The sequence below is a fragment of the Kitasatospora sp. NPDC051914 genome, from assembly GCF_040680995.1.
In the GTDB taxonomy this organism is placed as follows: Bacteria; Actinomycetota; Actinomycetes; order Streptomycetales; family Streptomycetaceae; genus Kitasatospora.
This window is the reverse complement of sequence record NZ_JBFAXX010000026.1, coordinates 50,984-65,138: the sequence shown is the minus strand read 5'-3', so window position 1 is coordinate 65,138 and position 14,155 is coordinate 50,984. Positions and strand designations below refer to the sequence as shown.

The 14,155-nt window shown below is 72.1% G+C and carries 14 protein-coding genes and 2 pseudogenes; 7 read left to right on the top strand and 9 right to left on the bottom strand.

Features of this window, described 5'->3' with window-relative positions; genetic code table 11:
* Positions 1 to 257: 257 nt before the first annotated feature.
* Positions 258 to 1,889 (bottom strand): SpoIIE family protein phosphatase, encoded by a 1,632-nt coding sequence (locus AB0M03_RS18855; protein WP_363492679.1) that lies wholly within the window; start codon positions 1,887 to 1,889, stop codon positions 258 to 260.
* Between the two features lie 649 nt (positions 1,890 to 2,538).
* Here AB0M03_RS18855 and AB0M03_RS18850 point away from each other — a divergent pair.
* Positions 2,539 to 2,796 (top strand): hypothetical protein, encoded by a 258-nt coding sequence (locus tag AB0M03_RS18850; protein ID WP_363492678.1) that lies wholly within the window; start codon positions 2,539 to 2,541, stop codon positions 2,794 to 2,796.
* A 543-nt stretch (positions 2,797 to 3,339) separates the two neighbouring features.
* Here the strand turns inward: AB0M03_RS18850 and AB0M03_RS18845 are convergent.
* The gene (locus AB0M03_RS18845; RefSeq protein ID WP_363492677.1) at positions 3,340 to 4,074 is read right to left on the bottom strand and encodes a hypothetical protein; all 735 of its coding nucleotides are present in this window, start codon (positions 4,072 to 4,074) and stop codon (positions 3,340 to 3,342) included.
* A 420-nt stretch (positions 4,075 to 4,494) separates the two neighbouring features.
* Here AB0M03_RS18845 and AB0M03_RS18840 point away from each other — a divergent pair, with 420 nt between their 5' ends.
* Both AB0M03_RS18840 and AB0M03_RS18835 read left to right on the top strand, forming a co-directional pair.
* Positions 4,495 to 4,587 carry a hypothetical protein gene (locus tag AB0M03_RS18840; protein ID WP_363492676.1) on the top strand — a complete coding sequence of 31 codons (93 nt, stop codon included), beginning with the start codon at positions 4,495 to 4,497 and terminating at the stop codon, positions 4,585 to 4,587.
* A gap of 212 nt (positions 4,588 to 4,799) precedes the next feature.
* Positions 4,800 to 5,132 (top strand): annotated as a pseudogene (locus AB0M03_RS18835) (integrase core domain-containing protein); the annotation flags it as partial.
* Between the two features lie 618 nt (positions 5,133 to 5,750).
* Here the strand turns inward: AB0M03_RS18835 and AB0M03_RS18830 are convergent.
* The 3 genes from AB0M03_RS18830 to AB0M03_RS18820 all read right to left on the bottom strand — a co-directional run bounded on the left by AB0M03_RS18830 (position 5,751) and on the right by AB0M03_RS18820 (position 7,818).
* A complete protein-coding gene (locus AB0M03_RS18830) occupies positions 5,751 to 6,113 on the bottom strand; it encodes a hypothetical protein (protein ID WP_363492675.1) in 363 nt (120 codons plus the stop codon).
* Positions 6,114 to 6,241: 128 nt separating this feature from the next.
* A complete protein-coding gene (gene gcvH, locus AB0M03_RS18825; RefSeq protein WP_363492674.1) occupies positions 6,242 to 6,589 on the bottom strand; it encodes a glycine cleavage system protein GcvH in 348 nt (115 codons plus the stop codon).
* A gap of 332 nt (positions 6,590 to 6,921) precedes the next feature.
* Positions 6,922 to 7,818, bottom strand: coding sequence for an alpha/beta hydrolase (locus AB0M03_RS18820; protein ID WP_363492673.1), 897 nt, complete (start codon positions 7,816 to 7,818; stop codon positions 6,922 to 6,924).
* A gap of 118 nt (positions 7,819 to 7,936) precedes the next feature.
* On the opposite strand from AB0M03_RS18820, the gene AB0M03_RS18815 reads away from it, so the two are divergent.
* The 4 genes from AB0M03_RS18815 to AB0M03_RS18800 all read left to right on the top strand — a co-directional run bounded on the left by AB0M03_RS18815 (position 7,937) and on the right by AB0M03_RS18800 (position 11,177).
* Positions 7,937 to 8,974, top strand: a complete 1,038-nt coding sequence (locus AB0M03_RS18815; RefSeq protein WP_363492672.1) for a helix-turn-helix domain-containing protein — start codon at positions 7,937 to 7,939, stop codon at positions 8,972 to 8,974.
* Between the two features lie 101 nt (positions 8,975 to 9,075).
* Positions 9,076 to 10,062, top strand: a complete 987-nt coding sequence (locus AB0M03_RS18810; RefSeq protein ID WP_363492671.1) for a helix-turn-helix domain-containing protein — start codon at positions 9,076 to 9,078, stop codon at positions 10,060 to 10,062.
* A gap of 133 nt (positions 10,063 to 10,195) precedes the next feature.
* Positions 10,196 to 10,624, top strand: a complete 429-nt coding sequence (locus tag AB0M03_RS18805) for a hypothetical protein (RefSeq protein ID WP_363492670.1) — start codon at positions 10,196 to 10,198, stop codon at positions 10,622 to 10,624.
* A 262-nt stretch (positions 10,625 to 10,886) separates the two neighbouring features.
* Positions 10,887 to 11,177, top strand: coding sequence for a hypothetical protein (locus AB0M03_RS18800; RefSeq protein WP_363492669.1), 291 nt, complete (start codon positions 10,887 to 10,889; stop codon positions 11,175 to 11,177).
* A 235-nt stretch (positions 11,178 to 11,412) separates the two neighbouring features.
* Here AB0M03_RS18800 and AB0M03_RS18795 read toward each other — a convergent pair.
* The 4 genes and pseudogenes from AB0M03_RS18795 to AB0M03_RS18780 all read right to left on the bottom strand — a co-directional run.
* Positions 11,413 to 11,555 (bottom strand): annotated as a pseudogene (locus tag AB0M03_RS18795) (DUF2267 domain-containing protein); the annotation flags it as partial.
* Positions 11,556 to 11,639: 84 nt separating this feature from the next.
* On the bottom strand, positions 11,640 to 11,783 hold the full coding sequence (locus AB0M03_RS18790) for an STAS domain-containing protein (protein ID WP_363492668.1): 144 nt from the start codon (positions 11,781 to 11,783) through the stop codon (positions 11,640 to 11,642).
* Between the two features lie 105 nt (positions 11,784 to 11,888).
* A complete protein-coding gene (locus tag AB0M03_RS18785; RefSeq protein ID WP_363492667.1) occupies positions 11,889 to 12,821 on the bottom strand; it encodes a diacylglycerol kinase family protein in 933 nt (310 codons plus the stop codon).
* 600 nt (positions 12,822 to 13,421) lie between these two features.
* Positions 13,422 to 14,075 (bottom strand): TetR/AcrR family transcriptional regulator, encoded by a 654-nt coding sequence (locus AB0M03_RS18780; RefSeq protein WP_363492666.1) that lies wholly within the window; start codon positions 14,073 to 14,075, stop codon positions 13,422 to 13,424.
* Positions 14,076 to 14,155 lie beyond the last annotated feature (80 nt).

Below are 14,155 nucleotides of genomic sequence, written 5' to 3'. Positions count from 1 at the left end.
CCCCACACGCTGCCGGTCGGCACGCAGCACGGTCCGCTCGCCGCGGGCGAACCCGAGCAGTGGTGCCGAGGAGCACCGGCCGCCACCCGCATCCGGTTTCGCTGCTACGCCGGGGTCGTGGCACGCGGGTCGCGGGCGTAGAGCGAGTTGCCGTTCTCGGCGCGCCCGCGAGGCCCAGGCAGAAGAATGTCGGGGCCACTGATCTTCCGCCAGGTCTCGCTCGCCCCATCAGGGCCGGGGGGAGCGGCAAGAGCGGGTCACCGGCTGATGTGCAGGACGCAGATGTCGTCCCTGCGGCATTCGGGCGTGACGAGTACGCCCAGAATGCTGTCGAGGGCGCAGGCGTTCCCGACGCAGCCGGCTGCGGTGCGGGCGAGGCGGTCCAGGCCCTCGTCGATGATCTGGCCCGGCTCCTCGATCAGGCCGTCCGTGTACAGCAGCAGGTGGTCGCCGGGCAGCAGGCGCAGCGTGGCCGACTGGTAGGTCGGTGTGGTCGTCGCGCCCAGCAGGACGCCGTCGGGGACGGGGAGGTAGTGGGCCCGGCCCTGGCGGATCAGGAGGGGTGGGAGGTGGCCGGCCTGGACCCAGGTGAGTTGTTGATGGGTGGGCTCGTAGCGGGCCATGATCATGGTGGCGGTGCTGAAGTTCCGTTCGGGGGTGTGCCGCAGGAGGGTGTTGAGCCGGTCGAGGATCGTGACCAGGGGCATGCCAGTAATGGCCATGCCTTTGGCGGTGAAGCGCAGTTGAGCCATGGTGGCGACTGCGGCCAGTCCATGGCCGGCGACGTCGCCGATGACGAGCAGGGCGCTGCCGTCGGGCAGTTCGATGGCGCTGTACCAGTCTCCGCCGAGGTTGAGACCTTCCTGCAGGGGTTGGTAGGCGACGTCGACGGTGAGGCCGGCCAGACGCATGGATCGCTGTGGCGGCGGGAGCAGGGCGTGTTTGAGCTGGTCCGCGAGGTCGCGTTCGGCGGTGAGCAGGCCGCGCTGGACAAGGGCGGCGCGTTCTTGGTCCAGCAGTTGTTGTTCGGCGTTCTTGGTGGCGGTCCGGTCCTGGAAGAAGCCGTGGACCTCCACCGGGTCGCCGTGTACGTCCGCCTCGGCCTCCGCGACGATCCGCACGTGGCGGATCTCTCCGGCGGGGGTGGTGATCCGGAAGGTGTGATCGACGGGCCTGCCGTCCCCGAGGAGGTGCTGCACGGTTTCACCCAGCGCGGGCAGGTCCTCGGCGACGACGTGGGCGGGCAGCTCCTCCAGTGTCATCGGGCCGAGCGACCGGTCCCGACCGAAGATGGAGTATGCCTCGTCAGACCATGTGATCACGTCGCGGACCAGATCCCAGTCCGCCCACCCCATGTTCCCCAGGCGCTGCATGGCGGTCAGTCTGCGCTGTTCGCGTTCGCCGCTGTCCAGGCGGACCCAGGAGACAATCAGCCCCGACCGGCAAGGGGCCGCCCGGACGGCGAAGCGGGACACGCGCGGGATGCCGGCGAGGACCTCCTCGTACTCGAACGGTTCTCCCTCATAGCGGACGCCGGTGCTCAAAGCTTGCAGGTAGCCGTGCCACAGCGCAGTGCCGGCCACGGTCGGGTAGGTCTCCAGGATGCTCAGCCCGACCAGGTCCCTTCCTCGGCGTGTCCCGATGTCGACCGCCTCCGGCGAGGCGGCCGTGATCCGGAAGTCCGCGACCTCGCCCGTCGTGCCGAGCACCGGCACGAGGAAGATCACCGAGCCGGGCAGGGCGTCCAGCATCTCCTGGATCTCCGGCGCCGGCAGTGCCGTGCCCGGACCTGCGTCGGCCGTCGGCCGTCCGCGGGGCCGGTATCGGCGCGAGGAGAAGACGGCGTCGTCCCCTGCCGGGCCGCAGCCACCGCCATCTGACCCCGGCATCGCGGGTCCCTCCCCGTCCTTCATACAACGAGCATGGCATGCCCCCCGACCATCGACTTCGGCCGGACGGCTGCCGCGCAGCGGGTGCGCTGCCCGGCCGGCGGCGAACTCGGCACGGAAAGGCCGCGCGACCATCTGTCGCCTCGGTGGGCCGCACGCCGGCCGGCGCGCACGGCCGCCCGCAGCGGGTATCAGGCGGCGGTGGTGAGGTCGGCCGGGGCCGAACAGCAGCGCGTAGTTGCACGGCAGGTGGGCGAGTACTCGGCCGGTGAGTTCGGTGCGGGCCAGGTTGGCGAGGACGGTCAGGACGGCGGAGGTGTCCCAGCGGCTCGGGCGGGCCTCTGAGGGCGCGGGCGACGGCTTCGACGAAGGCCGGGGCGGCGACCGGCCGGGTGACCGAAAGCGGGCGGCGAAAACGGTGCGCACCCAGGCGGGGAACACGGCAGCGAAATCGCAGCATTCGCCACCGGTGTGTTGGGAGCCGAGCACGCTGAGGAGGTGCCCGAGCGGGCCAGAACGGCGCGGTCAAACGTCCCTCGGCGGACACCGACGTGGCCGGCGCGCGGCCCACGCTCGCCGGCGCTGGCGCCGCGGCCCACACCGGACGGCCGCGGGTGCGGCGGAAAGCGGCGCCGCGCATCGTGGAGGCATGCCGAACAACCACTTGCATGCCAAGCAGTTCAAGCCGAACGTCCACCGCCTCACCGTGGGCGCCGCCATGGCCGGCGCCGGGGCCCTCCTAAGCGTCGCAGGAGCGGCCCTGGTCGCCACGGCCCTCGCCATGGCCGGACGCCGAATAGTCACGGCCTGGGAAACCCACCCCGTGGAGATGGCCTCCCGCACCGCCCACCAGGCCGCGTCCGCCTCCAGCGCTGCCCGCGATGCCTGGCGTTCCAACGCCGTCTGAACCGGCGATCTCGCCAGGCCGCGACCGCCCCGAGACCTCTGGCAGCGGGACGAGCCGACCGGCCACCGGGGCCGGATCGCACGGTGTGGATCAGGGCTTCCGGGCTGTGCCGCGAAGCCGCCTCGAGGCCCGCGATGTTGTCAGCAGTGGGCGGTGGCGGAGGTCTGCGGACGCAGGGGACATGCTGCAGGCGGTCGGGTAGCGGCGGGGTACGCGGGTGGGCAGGCCAGCACGTCCGTGCTGGCCTGCCGGGGTTAGGGCCTGCGGGGTCCCGGCACTGGGCGCGGGTCGGATGTGATGGCGGACCCGGGCACGCACCGGTAACCGCAGCTTCACGCGTAGAAAATCCCCCGGGCCGGCATGGGCGGCCGGCCGGGGCGCCTGTCGCTGAGAGGACGGCGACACCCTCGACTCCATCGCCCAGGCGCAGCAGGTGGCCGGTGGCTGGCCCGCCCTCTACGACGCCACCCAGGACACCATCGGCGACGACCCCGGCCTCATCCTCGCCGGACAGGCCCTCCGGCTGCCCTGAGGCCTGTCGGCTCACCCGTGGCGCGCCACCATCGGCTGCCGCTCGCGGCCGTAGCCGGTCAGAGCGACACAGCCGTCCTCGGCCCGGACCGCACCAACAGCCTCGTAGAGGGCGAGCGCCCTGGCCACGTCCCGGGCCACCACGACCTTCCACGAGGTCAGGCCCTCCGGCTGGCGCTCCTCGACGTGGTGGCGGCCCGTCAGCTCGTCCCAGACCACCTGGGCGGCCTCCTCCTCGGTGAGCGGACCCGTGCAAAGGCGTCGCCACAGGGCACCAAGGCCCGCGCTGAAGTCCGCCGAGCCCTCCAGGTGGAGGCGAATGGACTGCCAGCCGCAGCGGGAGTCCTCGAGCCGCGGCACGGCCGCGAACAGCGCATCCCGCAGCGTCCCGGGATCCTCCCGCAGCCGCGCGGCGGCCCGGCCCGGCCCGAGCCACGGACCATCGGTCGCCACAAGGCCGGCGAGGTGGGCCCACGCCAACAACACCTGCACACCACGCAGGGCCGCAGCCGGCCCGGCCCCCGCCTCGTTGCCGCCGGTACCCAGCAGCGCGACCAGCTCCCGCGCATCGGCGCGCAGCAGCTGTCCGGTCGTGGTCAACTGCCTGCCCTCGCCGACCCAGCCGGCCAGGGCCAGCATCTGTCCCACCGCCCTCGGCAGCTGGCCGGCCCCAGAGCGGCCGTCCTCCTCCGGCCCCGGCACGGCCCACACGCGCGCCGCCCCCGGGCGCAGCTCGGTCTCCAGCACGAACTCATCCCTTCCCCCGGCCCGGGAAGCTCCCCAGGCCCCCTTCACGGTATGCCAGACCACGCCGCCAACCCGCCCGGGACCGCCCCCGAACCGGCGACCAACCGCCCCCGGCGCCGCTCCGGGTGCGCGGCGCGAGCACCGCTTGCCCGCCGACGCCGGCATCGGCGGGGCCGCGGCGGGGCGGTTGCCCGGCCTCGCCAGTGTGCCTACCGCCGCCCGGCCCCACACCGACATAGGGTCGGACACCGGCGGCGGACAGGAGGCAATGCCGGTGGCCCCCATACCGTCGCGCTGGCTGCTCACCTTCCCCGGCCGTCCCGAAGCCCACAGCGAGCAGGACGCCGTGCTGGTCGAACAGCAGACCGGCTACGGACCCACGGACACCCGATCTACGCCGACGCCGAACGCACCGTCCGCGTGGAGATCGAGGACAGCGGCCTCGTCCACCTCCTGGCCCTCATCCACCGCCCGGAGCCGGACACCCCCGTGCACGCCCAGCCCCTGCACTGACGCGGACACCCACCGGCCGGCGGCGCCTACCCGCGGGCGCTGTCGGCGGCAGCCTCCAGCCCCTGAAGTTCCTGCTCGGCGCGCTGCTGGTCGGCGACCGCGTCGATCCCGTAGTCCACCGCCTTCACGTAGGCAGCCACCCGCCGCCGGGCGAGATCGAGGAGCTGCTCGTGCGGCCAGGCTTCGCCACGGACGGCTGCCTGTCCAGAGCCCATCATTCGGATGCCGGGTCGCAATACCTCGCCATTCGCTACACCGAGCACCTGACCGTCGCGGCCATCGCCCCGTCCGTCGGCACGGTCGGCGACGCGCTGGACAACGCCCTCGCCGAGACCACGATCGGTTTGTTCAAGACTGAGGTCATCAAACCGAACGGGCCGTGGCAATCCCTGACCGACGTCGAGATCGCCACCCTGACCTGGGTCGACTGGTACAACAACCGCCGCCTGCACAGCGCCTGCGACGACCCCACCCCGGTCGAGGCCGAACAGGCCCACTACGATCACCACCACGGCCCCACTCCGGCCACTCATCCAACAAACTGAGTCCCCGAACACGCCGGGGCGATTCACTGTGCGGTGGGTGTGGCCGTAGGATCGTGGACTTCCAGGACGACAGCCGTTCCTGCGACGGCCGGTCTTCGTGCACGGCGATCGTTTGGCCGGGTGAAGGTGCCGCCACTGCGAGGGTCGAGGGGTGCGAGTCGCACCGAAGCTCGCTCGCCGGGCTCCAGGAAGGGTGTGGGTTCGCCCCAGAGGCTCGCGATGTTGAGGGGCGCTTCGCCGATCGGGGTTCGGTTTCCGATGTTCCACATCGGCCGGAGAACTCCGGTTCCGGAGAAGAGGGTCTGCCGTCGGCTCTCGCTGACCGGTCAAAGGGTAAGATCAGCTCGGATGATCCCGTTGCGGGTTTCATAGCAGCGCCAGTGGCACCAGGCGGCGCTGTTCTTCAGCTGCATCTGCTCGGCGGCCGTGGCGAGGGTCTCCCAGAAACGGACCGGCGCTTCACCTTCGGAAGAAGCGGCTCGATCACCGCCCAGAGCTCGTCGCTGACCTCCCACGGCTTCGGCCGCGCCACTCCAGCGGGCTGCCCGGCTTCCACACCCATCGGCCCGTCGCGAGCCGGACGGGAGGCGGATCGCGCCCCGGCCCGTCGAGTCCTTGTCAGGTGTCGGAGTAGCTGAGGTCCCCGACCGTCCAGCTACTGATGTCCTCAATGGCGATGCGGTACATACCGCCGGTGTGAGGGAGCCCGAAGTTTCCCTGCAGGATCTTCGCCCGGTGCAGGTGGAGATGAGTGGGGCGTGCGGGCGACCCGTCCGCGGGCGGGGTGAACAGGGCAGCGAACGGCTTCAGGTGATCCGAGGACTGCAGGACCTCTGCAACTCGCTCCAACCACAGGGCCACTGGCGCAAGCCTGCCGGTGATCACGGCTCCGGGAACCACCACGGTCAGCGACATCTGGTTGTTGCGCTCGGACTCGACCATCGCGGCGATGTCGACGAGCAGCCTGTCAGGGTTCGACATGACGTCCAGATTAGGGCACCGGCTCCTGTCCTCCCAGACCATCCAAGGCTGCAGCCACGGAGCCACACACCGAACCGCCGGTCCGGCCACGATGGCGGCCGCCCCGGCCTCGCCAGCGCCGATCGGCCTCACCCGAGGAGCTTGTCGAGCTCGGCCTTGTCGGAGGGCTTCAGCTTGAAGATCCAGGCGTCGTAGGGCTCGTCGTTGATGAGTTCGGGGCTGTCGGCCAGTTCCTCGTTCATGGCGATGACCTTGCCGCCGATCGGCGTGTAGATGTCGGAGGCGGCCTTGACCGACTCGACGATGCCGGCGGGGTCGTTGGCCGTGAAGGTCCTGCCGACCTCGGGCAGCTCGACGAAGACGATGTCGCCGAGCGCTTTCTGGGCGTGGTCGCTGATCCCGACCGTCACCGTGCCGTCCGCTTCCAGGCGGGCCAACTCGTGTGACTCCGCGAATCGCAGGTCAGCCGGGATCATCGACACGTTCGCTCCACTCGGGCGCAGGGTGATCAGCGGGCTCATCATCCCCCACGTCCCTGCGGGAACAGGCGAAACTTGCCTTTGTTCTGACGGCGCGTCGCGTGGAGGGTGATGGGTGGCGGTGCGCAGTGGGGCGCGATGGGGCTGATGTACCTGGTGGTGATCCACTCGGTGTGGACGGCGCTGGCCGACAACCGGCTGCGCCGGCAGCGGATGCAGTGCTACGGCTCGCTCCGCTCCCCCGCCGACCGGGCCGGGGCCGCCCGACCCGCTGATCGCGATCGACCCGCGGCCCCGGCCCCGGCCCCGGCCCCGGCCCCGAATCCTCGTCAGTCCGCCAGCGCCCGGCGCAGTGCGGCGCCCAGCGCGGCGATCTGACGCTGCGACACCTCGGCGGAAAGGATCGCCTGGGAGCCGTGGAAGGTGCCCGGCCACTGGTGCAGTTCGACGCTCACGCCGGCCTGCAGCAGGCGCAGCGCGTAGTCGATGCCCTCGTCGCGGTTGGGGTCGAACTCGGCGGTGGCGACGTACGCGGGCGGCAGGCCGGTCAGGTCGGTGGCGAGGGCCGGGGCCGCGTACGGGGTGGCCGGTCGGCCGCCCAGGTAGTGGTCCATGGCGGCGATCCGCACGGCGCGGTTGTTCCACGGCGTGTCGGTGAAGTTCCGGGCGGACCAGGTCCGGTGGCGGTCGTCGAGGATGGCCTCGTTGAGGAGCTGGAAGCGGATCCGCGGGCCGTGCTCGTCGCGGGAGCGCAGGGCGGTGGCGGCCGCCAGGTTGGCGCCGGCGCTGTGGCCGCCGACCGCGATCCGGTCGGCGTCGATGTCGAGTTCGGCGGCGTGGTCGGCCGCCCAGACCAGCACGGCGTAGCAGTCGTCGAGGGCGGCGGGGAAGCGGTGTTCGGGGGCGCGGCGGTAGCCGACCGAGATCACCACGGCCCCGGCGTCCTGGGCGATCCGGGTGGCCCAGGGGTGTTCGGCGTCCAGGCCGCCGAAGACGAACCCGCCGCCGTGCAGCCACAGGACGGCGCCGTGCGCCTGCCGGGGGCGGTAGATCCGCACGGGCACGTCGGGGTCGCCGGGGACGGTGCGGTCCTCGATGTCCAGGCCGGTGGTGTCGAGCGGCGGCCGGCTCGCGGCGAGCGAGTCGAACAGGTGGCGGGTGCCGACCGGGTCGGCCATGTCGACCTTGGGCAGCAGGTGGACGAATGCTTCGAGTTCGGGATCCATGCCGTTCATCCTGGCGGCCGGGGCCCGCCGGGTCGTCCGCCGCCCGTCGCGTCTTCCGGCCGCTCTACGCACCGCTCGGCGCGTCCGGCGGGCCGGCGGGCGGTCCTATGCTCACGGCATGGAGGCATTGGCCGAACGGCTGTCGCAGCTGGACCCGGAGGTCCGGGGGGCGGTGCAGGTGGTGGCGCTCTACGACACGCTGATGCGCCGTCGGGTGGACCTGCCGGCGCTGGCCCGGGCCTCGGCGGGTCTGGCGGAGTGCCCGGCGGGCATCCGGATCGGCGCGGCGGGGCGTCCGATCCGGATGGCGCCGGACGGCCGGGAGGCCGCGGACCCGCCGGCGGCCGCCTCCAGCACGGTGCCGGTCACCCTGGACGAGGAGGAGATCGGCGCGGTGTGGCTGGAGCGGCCGGGGGCACCGCATCCGCTGGACGCGGTGCTGCTGGACCGGCTGGCGATCGCCGTCGCCGCGGCCGTGGAACGCTACGGCCCGGCGCGCACCACGATGGCCGACCCGGCGCTGGTCGAACTGGCCGTCAGTTCGGAGACGGACGAGGCGGCCAGGGCGCGGGCGCTGCGCCTGCTGGGCTTCGCCGGGGACCGGCCGGTGCGGGTGGCCGCGGTGTGCTCGCCGCCGCCGCTCGGCCGGGTCGCGGGGCTGCTCTGCCCGGACCGGCCGGTGAAGGCCGCCCTCCTCGGCGGCGTCGGCGTGCTGCTGGCCGCCGACCTGGACGGGGCGCGCTGGCCCGCCGACATGCGGGCCGGCCTGGGCGCCGACCCGCGCCCGGAGCTGGCCTGGGGCGAGGCCCGCACCGCGCTGCGCTTCACCACCGCCCGCGAGCCGGTGGTCCGGTACGCCGACCTCGGCGCGCTGGCCCTGCTGGCCGCCGTCCCCGCGGAAGCGGCCCGCCGCAACCCCGACGTGGCGGCGCTCACCCGCCTCGCCGCCACCACCCCTGAGGACCTGGAGACCCTCGACGCCTACTGCGCCACCGGCTCGCACCGCGCCGCCGCCGAGCTGCTCCACCTCCACCACAGCAGCGTGGCCCGCCGCCTGGACCGCATCGCCCGCTCCCTCGGCCTCGACCTGACCACCCCCGCCGGCGTGGCCCGCGCCACTACTGCCCTCACCGTCCACCGCCTACTGGACGACTAGCCACCCCCAACTGCCGTCACCCGTCGGCCGTTCGCCCCGACGCGGTGCGCCTTCGCACGCCCACATCAAGGTCATGCCCATGACATTACGAGGGAGATTCGATGATCGGAACGGTGTTCCGGACCGAGGACGTGCCGGTGGAGGACCGGTTCGCGACCTGGCGGGACCTGGTCGGGCGGACCAGGTCGAGCGAGATCGTCAGCGCCCACCAGGACGACTTCTGGGCCACCTACCGGGTGCTGCCGCTCGGGCCCGTGACGGTGTGGCCGACCTCGTTCCTGCCCACGCACCACCGCCGCAGCCCCCGGCTGGTACGGCAGTCCGACCCCGAGCTGTTCCACCTGACCCTGCTGCTCGACGGGCGCCTGCACGTCGAACACGCCGGGCGGGCGGGCAGCTTCGGCCCGGGCCGACTGCTGCTCGCGGACAGCTCGCTCCCGTACGACGTGCGCTCGGCGGTGGCCGCGCCGGGGCGGGTCGTGCAGGGCGTCGGCGTCGACTTCCCGAAGGCGATGCTGCCCCTTCCACCGCGCCGTGTACGGGAGTTGCTGGCCCGTGGGCTGTCCGGCCGGGACGGCCAGGGCGCACTGGTGGCGGACCTGCTCACCGGGCTGGACCGGCACGCCGACGCCCTCGATCCGGCCGACCCGGCCCGGCTGGGCCGGGTGGTGCTCGACCTGGTGTCGGCGTGGCTCGCCGGGGAGGCGGAGGCGGACGCCGCACTGCCGGCGGAGACCTGTCAGCGGGCCCTGGTGCACCGCGTCCAGGCGTTCATCCGGCAGAACCTGCACGACCCCGAGCTGACCCCGCCGGTGGTCGCGGCCGCCCACCACATCTCGCTCAGCTACCTGCACCGGATCTTCCCGCAGCACGCCCGCGGCCGCACCGTCGCGGCGTGGATCCGCGCCCAACGCCTGGACGCGGCCCGCCGCGACCTCGCCGACCCGTCGCTGCACGCGCTGCCCGTGCACGCGGTGGCCGCCCGCTGGGGCTTCACCCGCGCCTCCGACTTCACCCGGGCGTTCCGCCACGCCCACGGCCTGTCCCCCACCGAGTGCCGCGACCGGGCACTGCTCCCGCACCCGTAGTGGACGCATTGCGCGACCGGGTGTGGACGGTGTGCCAACGACAGGCGGGGCGCCGCTTGGCATCGTCGTTCCCGCGAAGACCGGGACGCCCCGGACCGCGCCACCCACCCACCCCTACGAGGAAGGAACACCCATGCGTTTCAAGACCTTCGCGGCGACCGCCGTCACCGCCGGAGCGCTCGCGCTCGCCACCGCCGGGCCCGCCAGCGCGGCCCCCTACTGGCAGACCGTCAGCACGAACTCCAACTGGTCGTGCACCGCGTACAGGACCCACCCGGTGTCCACCCACGTCAACTGGAAGCTGTGCGAGGTCGTCAACGCCAACTACGACGCCCAGGTGGTCGTGGTCGTGCAGAACACGGCGACCGTGGCCGTCAGCATCACCGGCGCCACGTCCAGCAACTACAGCAGCGACGGAACGTGCCTCACCTCCACGCTCAACCCGGGCTTCACCCGCGGCTGCTACGGCCCGACCCGGGCCCTGCCGGCCGCGGGCTCGACGTGGCACCAGGGCCAGCTGATCGTCAACGGCGTCACCGACACCATCACCGTCTACGGCTGATCGCGCCCGGGTCCGGTGGGACGGCCGCGCCGGCGACGCTGCCCGTCCACACCGGGCAGCGCGACCTCGTGCCGCTCGGCACGGTCCTCTACCCGGACGGCGTGGAGCGGATCGGCGCAGCGCGGGGTGAAGGACCTGCTGTTCGGGCTGGCGCTCGGCAAGTCCGGGCACGGCAAGACGGAGGCCGCGCTGGTGCAGTGCATCGCGCTGGCGCACTGCGGGTACGGCACGTGGCTCCTGGACCCGCACGGGGAGGGCGTGGGTGCGGGCCAAGCCGTACCTGGCGCACCCGCACATCGCCGATCGGCTGTGGGAGATCAACCTGGCGAAAGCCGACGACGACCAGAAGGTCGTCTCCTGGAACCCGCTGTCGATGGAGAACCGCCCGTCGGCAGACGTCCAGGACGTCGTCCGCTCGGTCGTCGAGGGCATCGCCACCGCCCAGGACTGGGGCGAGCACGCGCCGCGGGCCCGCACGATCCTGGCCCGCACCGTGCAGGCCCTGGCCCTGCTCGACCTGCAGGCGGTGGCGGCCGGCCAGCCGCACGCGTAGTGCACGCTCTTCGAGATCCGCACATGGCTGACCGACGAGGAGCGGCGCTTCGCGCTGCTGCCGAAGCTGCCGCCCCGGGTGCGGGACTACCGGGAGAAGATCTTCCCGGCGATGGCGAAGGAGGCGGTGCCGACCGTCACCTACGTCATGGACCGGCTCGACACCTCCCGGTCCCTGCAGGCGTTCTTCGGCTCGCCGCGCTCGGCGATACGACATCCGCACCGCCATGGACGACAGCGAGGTCACAGCGTTCGTCGCCGGTGAGCCGGGAGCCGAGGAGGGCCAGGACCACCCGGGCGACCCGCTCGGCCTCCTGCGGGGTGTCGTACTCACCGCGTTCCCGGACCCCTCCGGGAACACCTCCCATCGAAGCGTCATCCCGGTTCTCCCTCCGTCGCGGCCTGCCCGGTACGCCGCCCGCCGCCAGTCAGGGCTCGGCGGCCAGGCGCCGGTGCAGACCGGTCAGCTTGAGCAGCCGCACCACGCAGCGCCCGGCCCGCGCAGGACCAGGCGGGCACCGCACCGGTCGGCCTGGTTGCGGGCCCGGACCAGGGCGCCCAGGCCCGGGCAGTCCATGAACGTCACCTCTGACAGATCCAGCACCACCTCCGCATGGGGCCACCCCCGCCGGGCATTGGGGTCGGCTCGCCGAGTCACGTGGTGACGCCGCCCCGGCCATGGGACAGATGTCTGAGTCCTATATCTCAGTGCTCACGCTGTGCTCTTGGGAGCCCCGGGCACCGGCTCCCGTGGGATTCCTGGTCGGTCTCTTGGCAGCAGCACTCGCAGTCCGCCCGGCCGGGCCTCGCACGTGACGGGAAGAGGCAGCGTCACGGGTTCACCATCGATCCCTGCGTGCAGCGGTTGCTGTCCCAGACCGTGCAACGTGATGCTCGCCGCCGTCCATGCAATGGCAGCATCACCTGGCGTACCTGGGCCGGGCTGGTGCCGTAGCAGCTGGCTGCGGAGGTTTCGGAGGAGATCCGGCGGTGTGTCGGTCGGGCGCTTGAGCACGATGCCGCCGAGCAGGCCCGAGGTGAGCACGAAGCGGCGCCCGAGGTAGCGCGGGGTGGCGATGTGGTACGGGTTGTTGGAGATCAGCACCACTTGCGGGAACCGGACGGCTCCCCGCGGGGTGTCCACGTCGGCCTCGACCCATTGCGCTCCCTTGAGGTAGTCAGGGGCGAGCGAAGCGAAGGTGCCCGCCTTGTCCTCCCGGTAGCCGGGGTCCAGAAGAGCGTCGGCGTAGAGGCCGAACGACACGTTGTTGACGAAGACATGCGGGCCCACCACGCCGAGATCCACACGGGTGAGCACGCCATCGGTCAACGCACCCAGTGAGGACACCGGGTTACGGATGTCGAGGCCCAGATCGCGAGCGAAGTGGTTGCGTGTGCCCGCCGGGACCACCAGCAATGGCCTACCCGTGGCGGAGGCCACCGCGGCCACGGCCGATACCGTTCCGTCGCCGCCCGCGACCCCCAGTACCTCAGCCCCCTTCTCGACTGCGCGCCTGGCGAGTAGTGCCGCATCCTGCACGGCACTGGTCGACCAGACCTGTGCGCCCATGCTCTCGGCGCGATCGATCAGGCCGAAACGGGCAATCTTGCCGCCACCCGAGCGTGGATTCGTCACGATCACCACCCGGGTACGTACGTCAGCTCCAGCCATTACCGCACCCCGCTTCCGCCGCGCCCGTCGGTCGCCGACCGACCGATTGGACCCCGCACGACCAGGCTGGCAGACCCTTCCGTCCCTCCGCGCGGCCGACAGCAACAGGGTCCGGGTATTCGACCTGGCCCCTGCCTGTGATGCCGTCCGAGCCAGTCAAGCGACTGAGCGGTGAAGTCGCCGCTTGAGCGTCTTGCCCCGCGTCTCCGTCGCGGCCTTCAGCCGGGCCTTCTTCCGCTCCCGCCGCTCCTCGCAGCCTGGCGTTCCACTGCCTACTTCGCCTCACGGACCGCCTTGACCTCGGCACGCACCCGCTCGGCCGGCCTGCGTTCCAGCACCGCGCCGAACCGGATGGCGAGCAGGTCGATCTCCTCCGTGTCGCGCTTGGTCGCCCTCTGGAGAGCGCCAACGACGGGGTACTGGACGATGACGCCGTTCCCATCGTCATCGCCGCCCCGATTGCCGCCGGAGTGCCGGAGAACCGAGCGCGTGCCGTGGTCAGTGACGTCTCTGCCGCGATGAGCGCCGTGTCAGGCCCCGCCGACGGAGCCTGACCTCGGTCGTTGCCGCCCCTCACCCCTTGTCGCGGGTTCGCGCGGGGTGGTTCTCCACGCCGGCAATCGCGGCGTCCAGCGCGCAGTTGAACATCGCGTCGATCACATGGTTCGAGGGTGCGGGGGCCTCGTCCCCGTCGGGACCCGCCGCCGCGGGGAAGGTGCTCCACCGCTGTAGTGCTCCGGTCAGTTCGCTGACCAGCAGACCGGTGAACACGGCGCGTAGGGTGGCGGCGACGCGCGGGACTTCTGGAGTGGGAAGTTCTGCGGCGGCGAGTGTGTCGGTGAGTCCACGCCAGAACGGGTCGTCCGGCTGGATGAAGTCGGCCCGCCCGAAGGAATACCCCATCAGCTGGGGGTGACTGTGCGCCAAGGCGCGGAAGTCCAGAGCCAGTTGACGCAGTCGGTCCTGCCAGGGGGCGTCCTCGCGTTCCGGTGTGCGGAACTGTGAGCCGACGCGCTCGGTCACGCCCCGCAGCACGGCGTCCTTGTTCGGCACATGGTGGTACAGCGACATCGGGTTCGCGTCGAGCGCCGCCGCGAGTTTGCGCATGGTCAGCGCCTCGACCCCGTCGGCGTCGATGAGTTCCAGCGCCTTGGCGTAGATGCCGTCCTCGGTGAGCGGGACGTCCCTCTTCCTCGTCCCCCGGGGCGCCTTCTTTTGAGTTTCCATACGTCGTATGGTACCACTGTGGACAGTTCCATACAGCGTATGGAAATCGGGGGCCTCGCTGTCCGTCAGCGGCGTCCCAG

Bases quoted from the DNA above. Each gene is read 5' to 3' on its own strand.
- AB0M03_RS18780 (WP_363492666.1), bottom strand. From the start codon at position 14,075: ATGGAAACTCAAAAGAAGGCGCCCCGGGGGACGAGGAAGAGGGACGTC.
- AB0M03_RS18850 (WP_363492678.1), top strand. From the start codon at position 2,539: ATGCCGAACAACCACTTGCATGCCAAGCAGTTCAAGCCGAACGTCCAC.
- gcvH (WP_363492674.1), bottom strand. From the start codon at position 6,589: ATGATCCCGGCTGACCTGCGATTCGCGGAGTCACACGAGTTGGCCCGC.
- AB0M03_RS18820 (WP_363492673.1), bottom strand. From the start codon at position 7,818: ATGGATCCCGAACTCGAAGCATTCGTCCACCTGCTGCCCAAGGTCGAC.
- AB0M03_RS18830 (WP_363492675.1), bottom strand. From the start codon at position 6,113: ATGTCGAACCCTGACAGGCTGCTCGTCGACATCGCCGCGATGGTCGAG.
- AB0M03_RS18855 (WP_363492679.1), bottom strand. From the start codon at position 1,889: ATGCCGGGGTCAGATGGCGGTGGCTGCGGCCCGGCAGGGGACGACGCC.
- AB0M03_RS18810 (WP_363492671.1), top strand. From the start codon at position 9,076: ATGATCGGAACGGTGTTCCGGACCGAGGACGTGCCGGTGGAGGACCGG.
- AB0M03_RS18815 (WP_363492672.1), top strand. From the start codon at position 7,937: ATGGAGGCATTGGCCGAACGGCTGTCGCAGCTGGACCCGGAGGTCCGG.
- AB0M03_RS18805 (WP_363492670.1), top strand. From the start codon at position 10,196: ATGCGTTTCAAGACCTTCGCGGCGACCGCCGTCACCGCCGGAGCGCTC.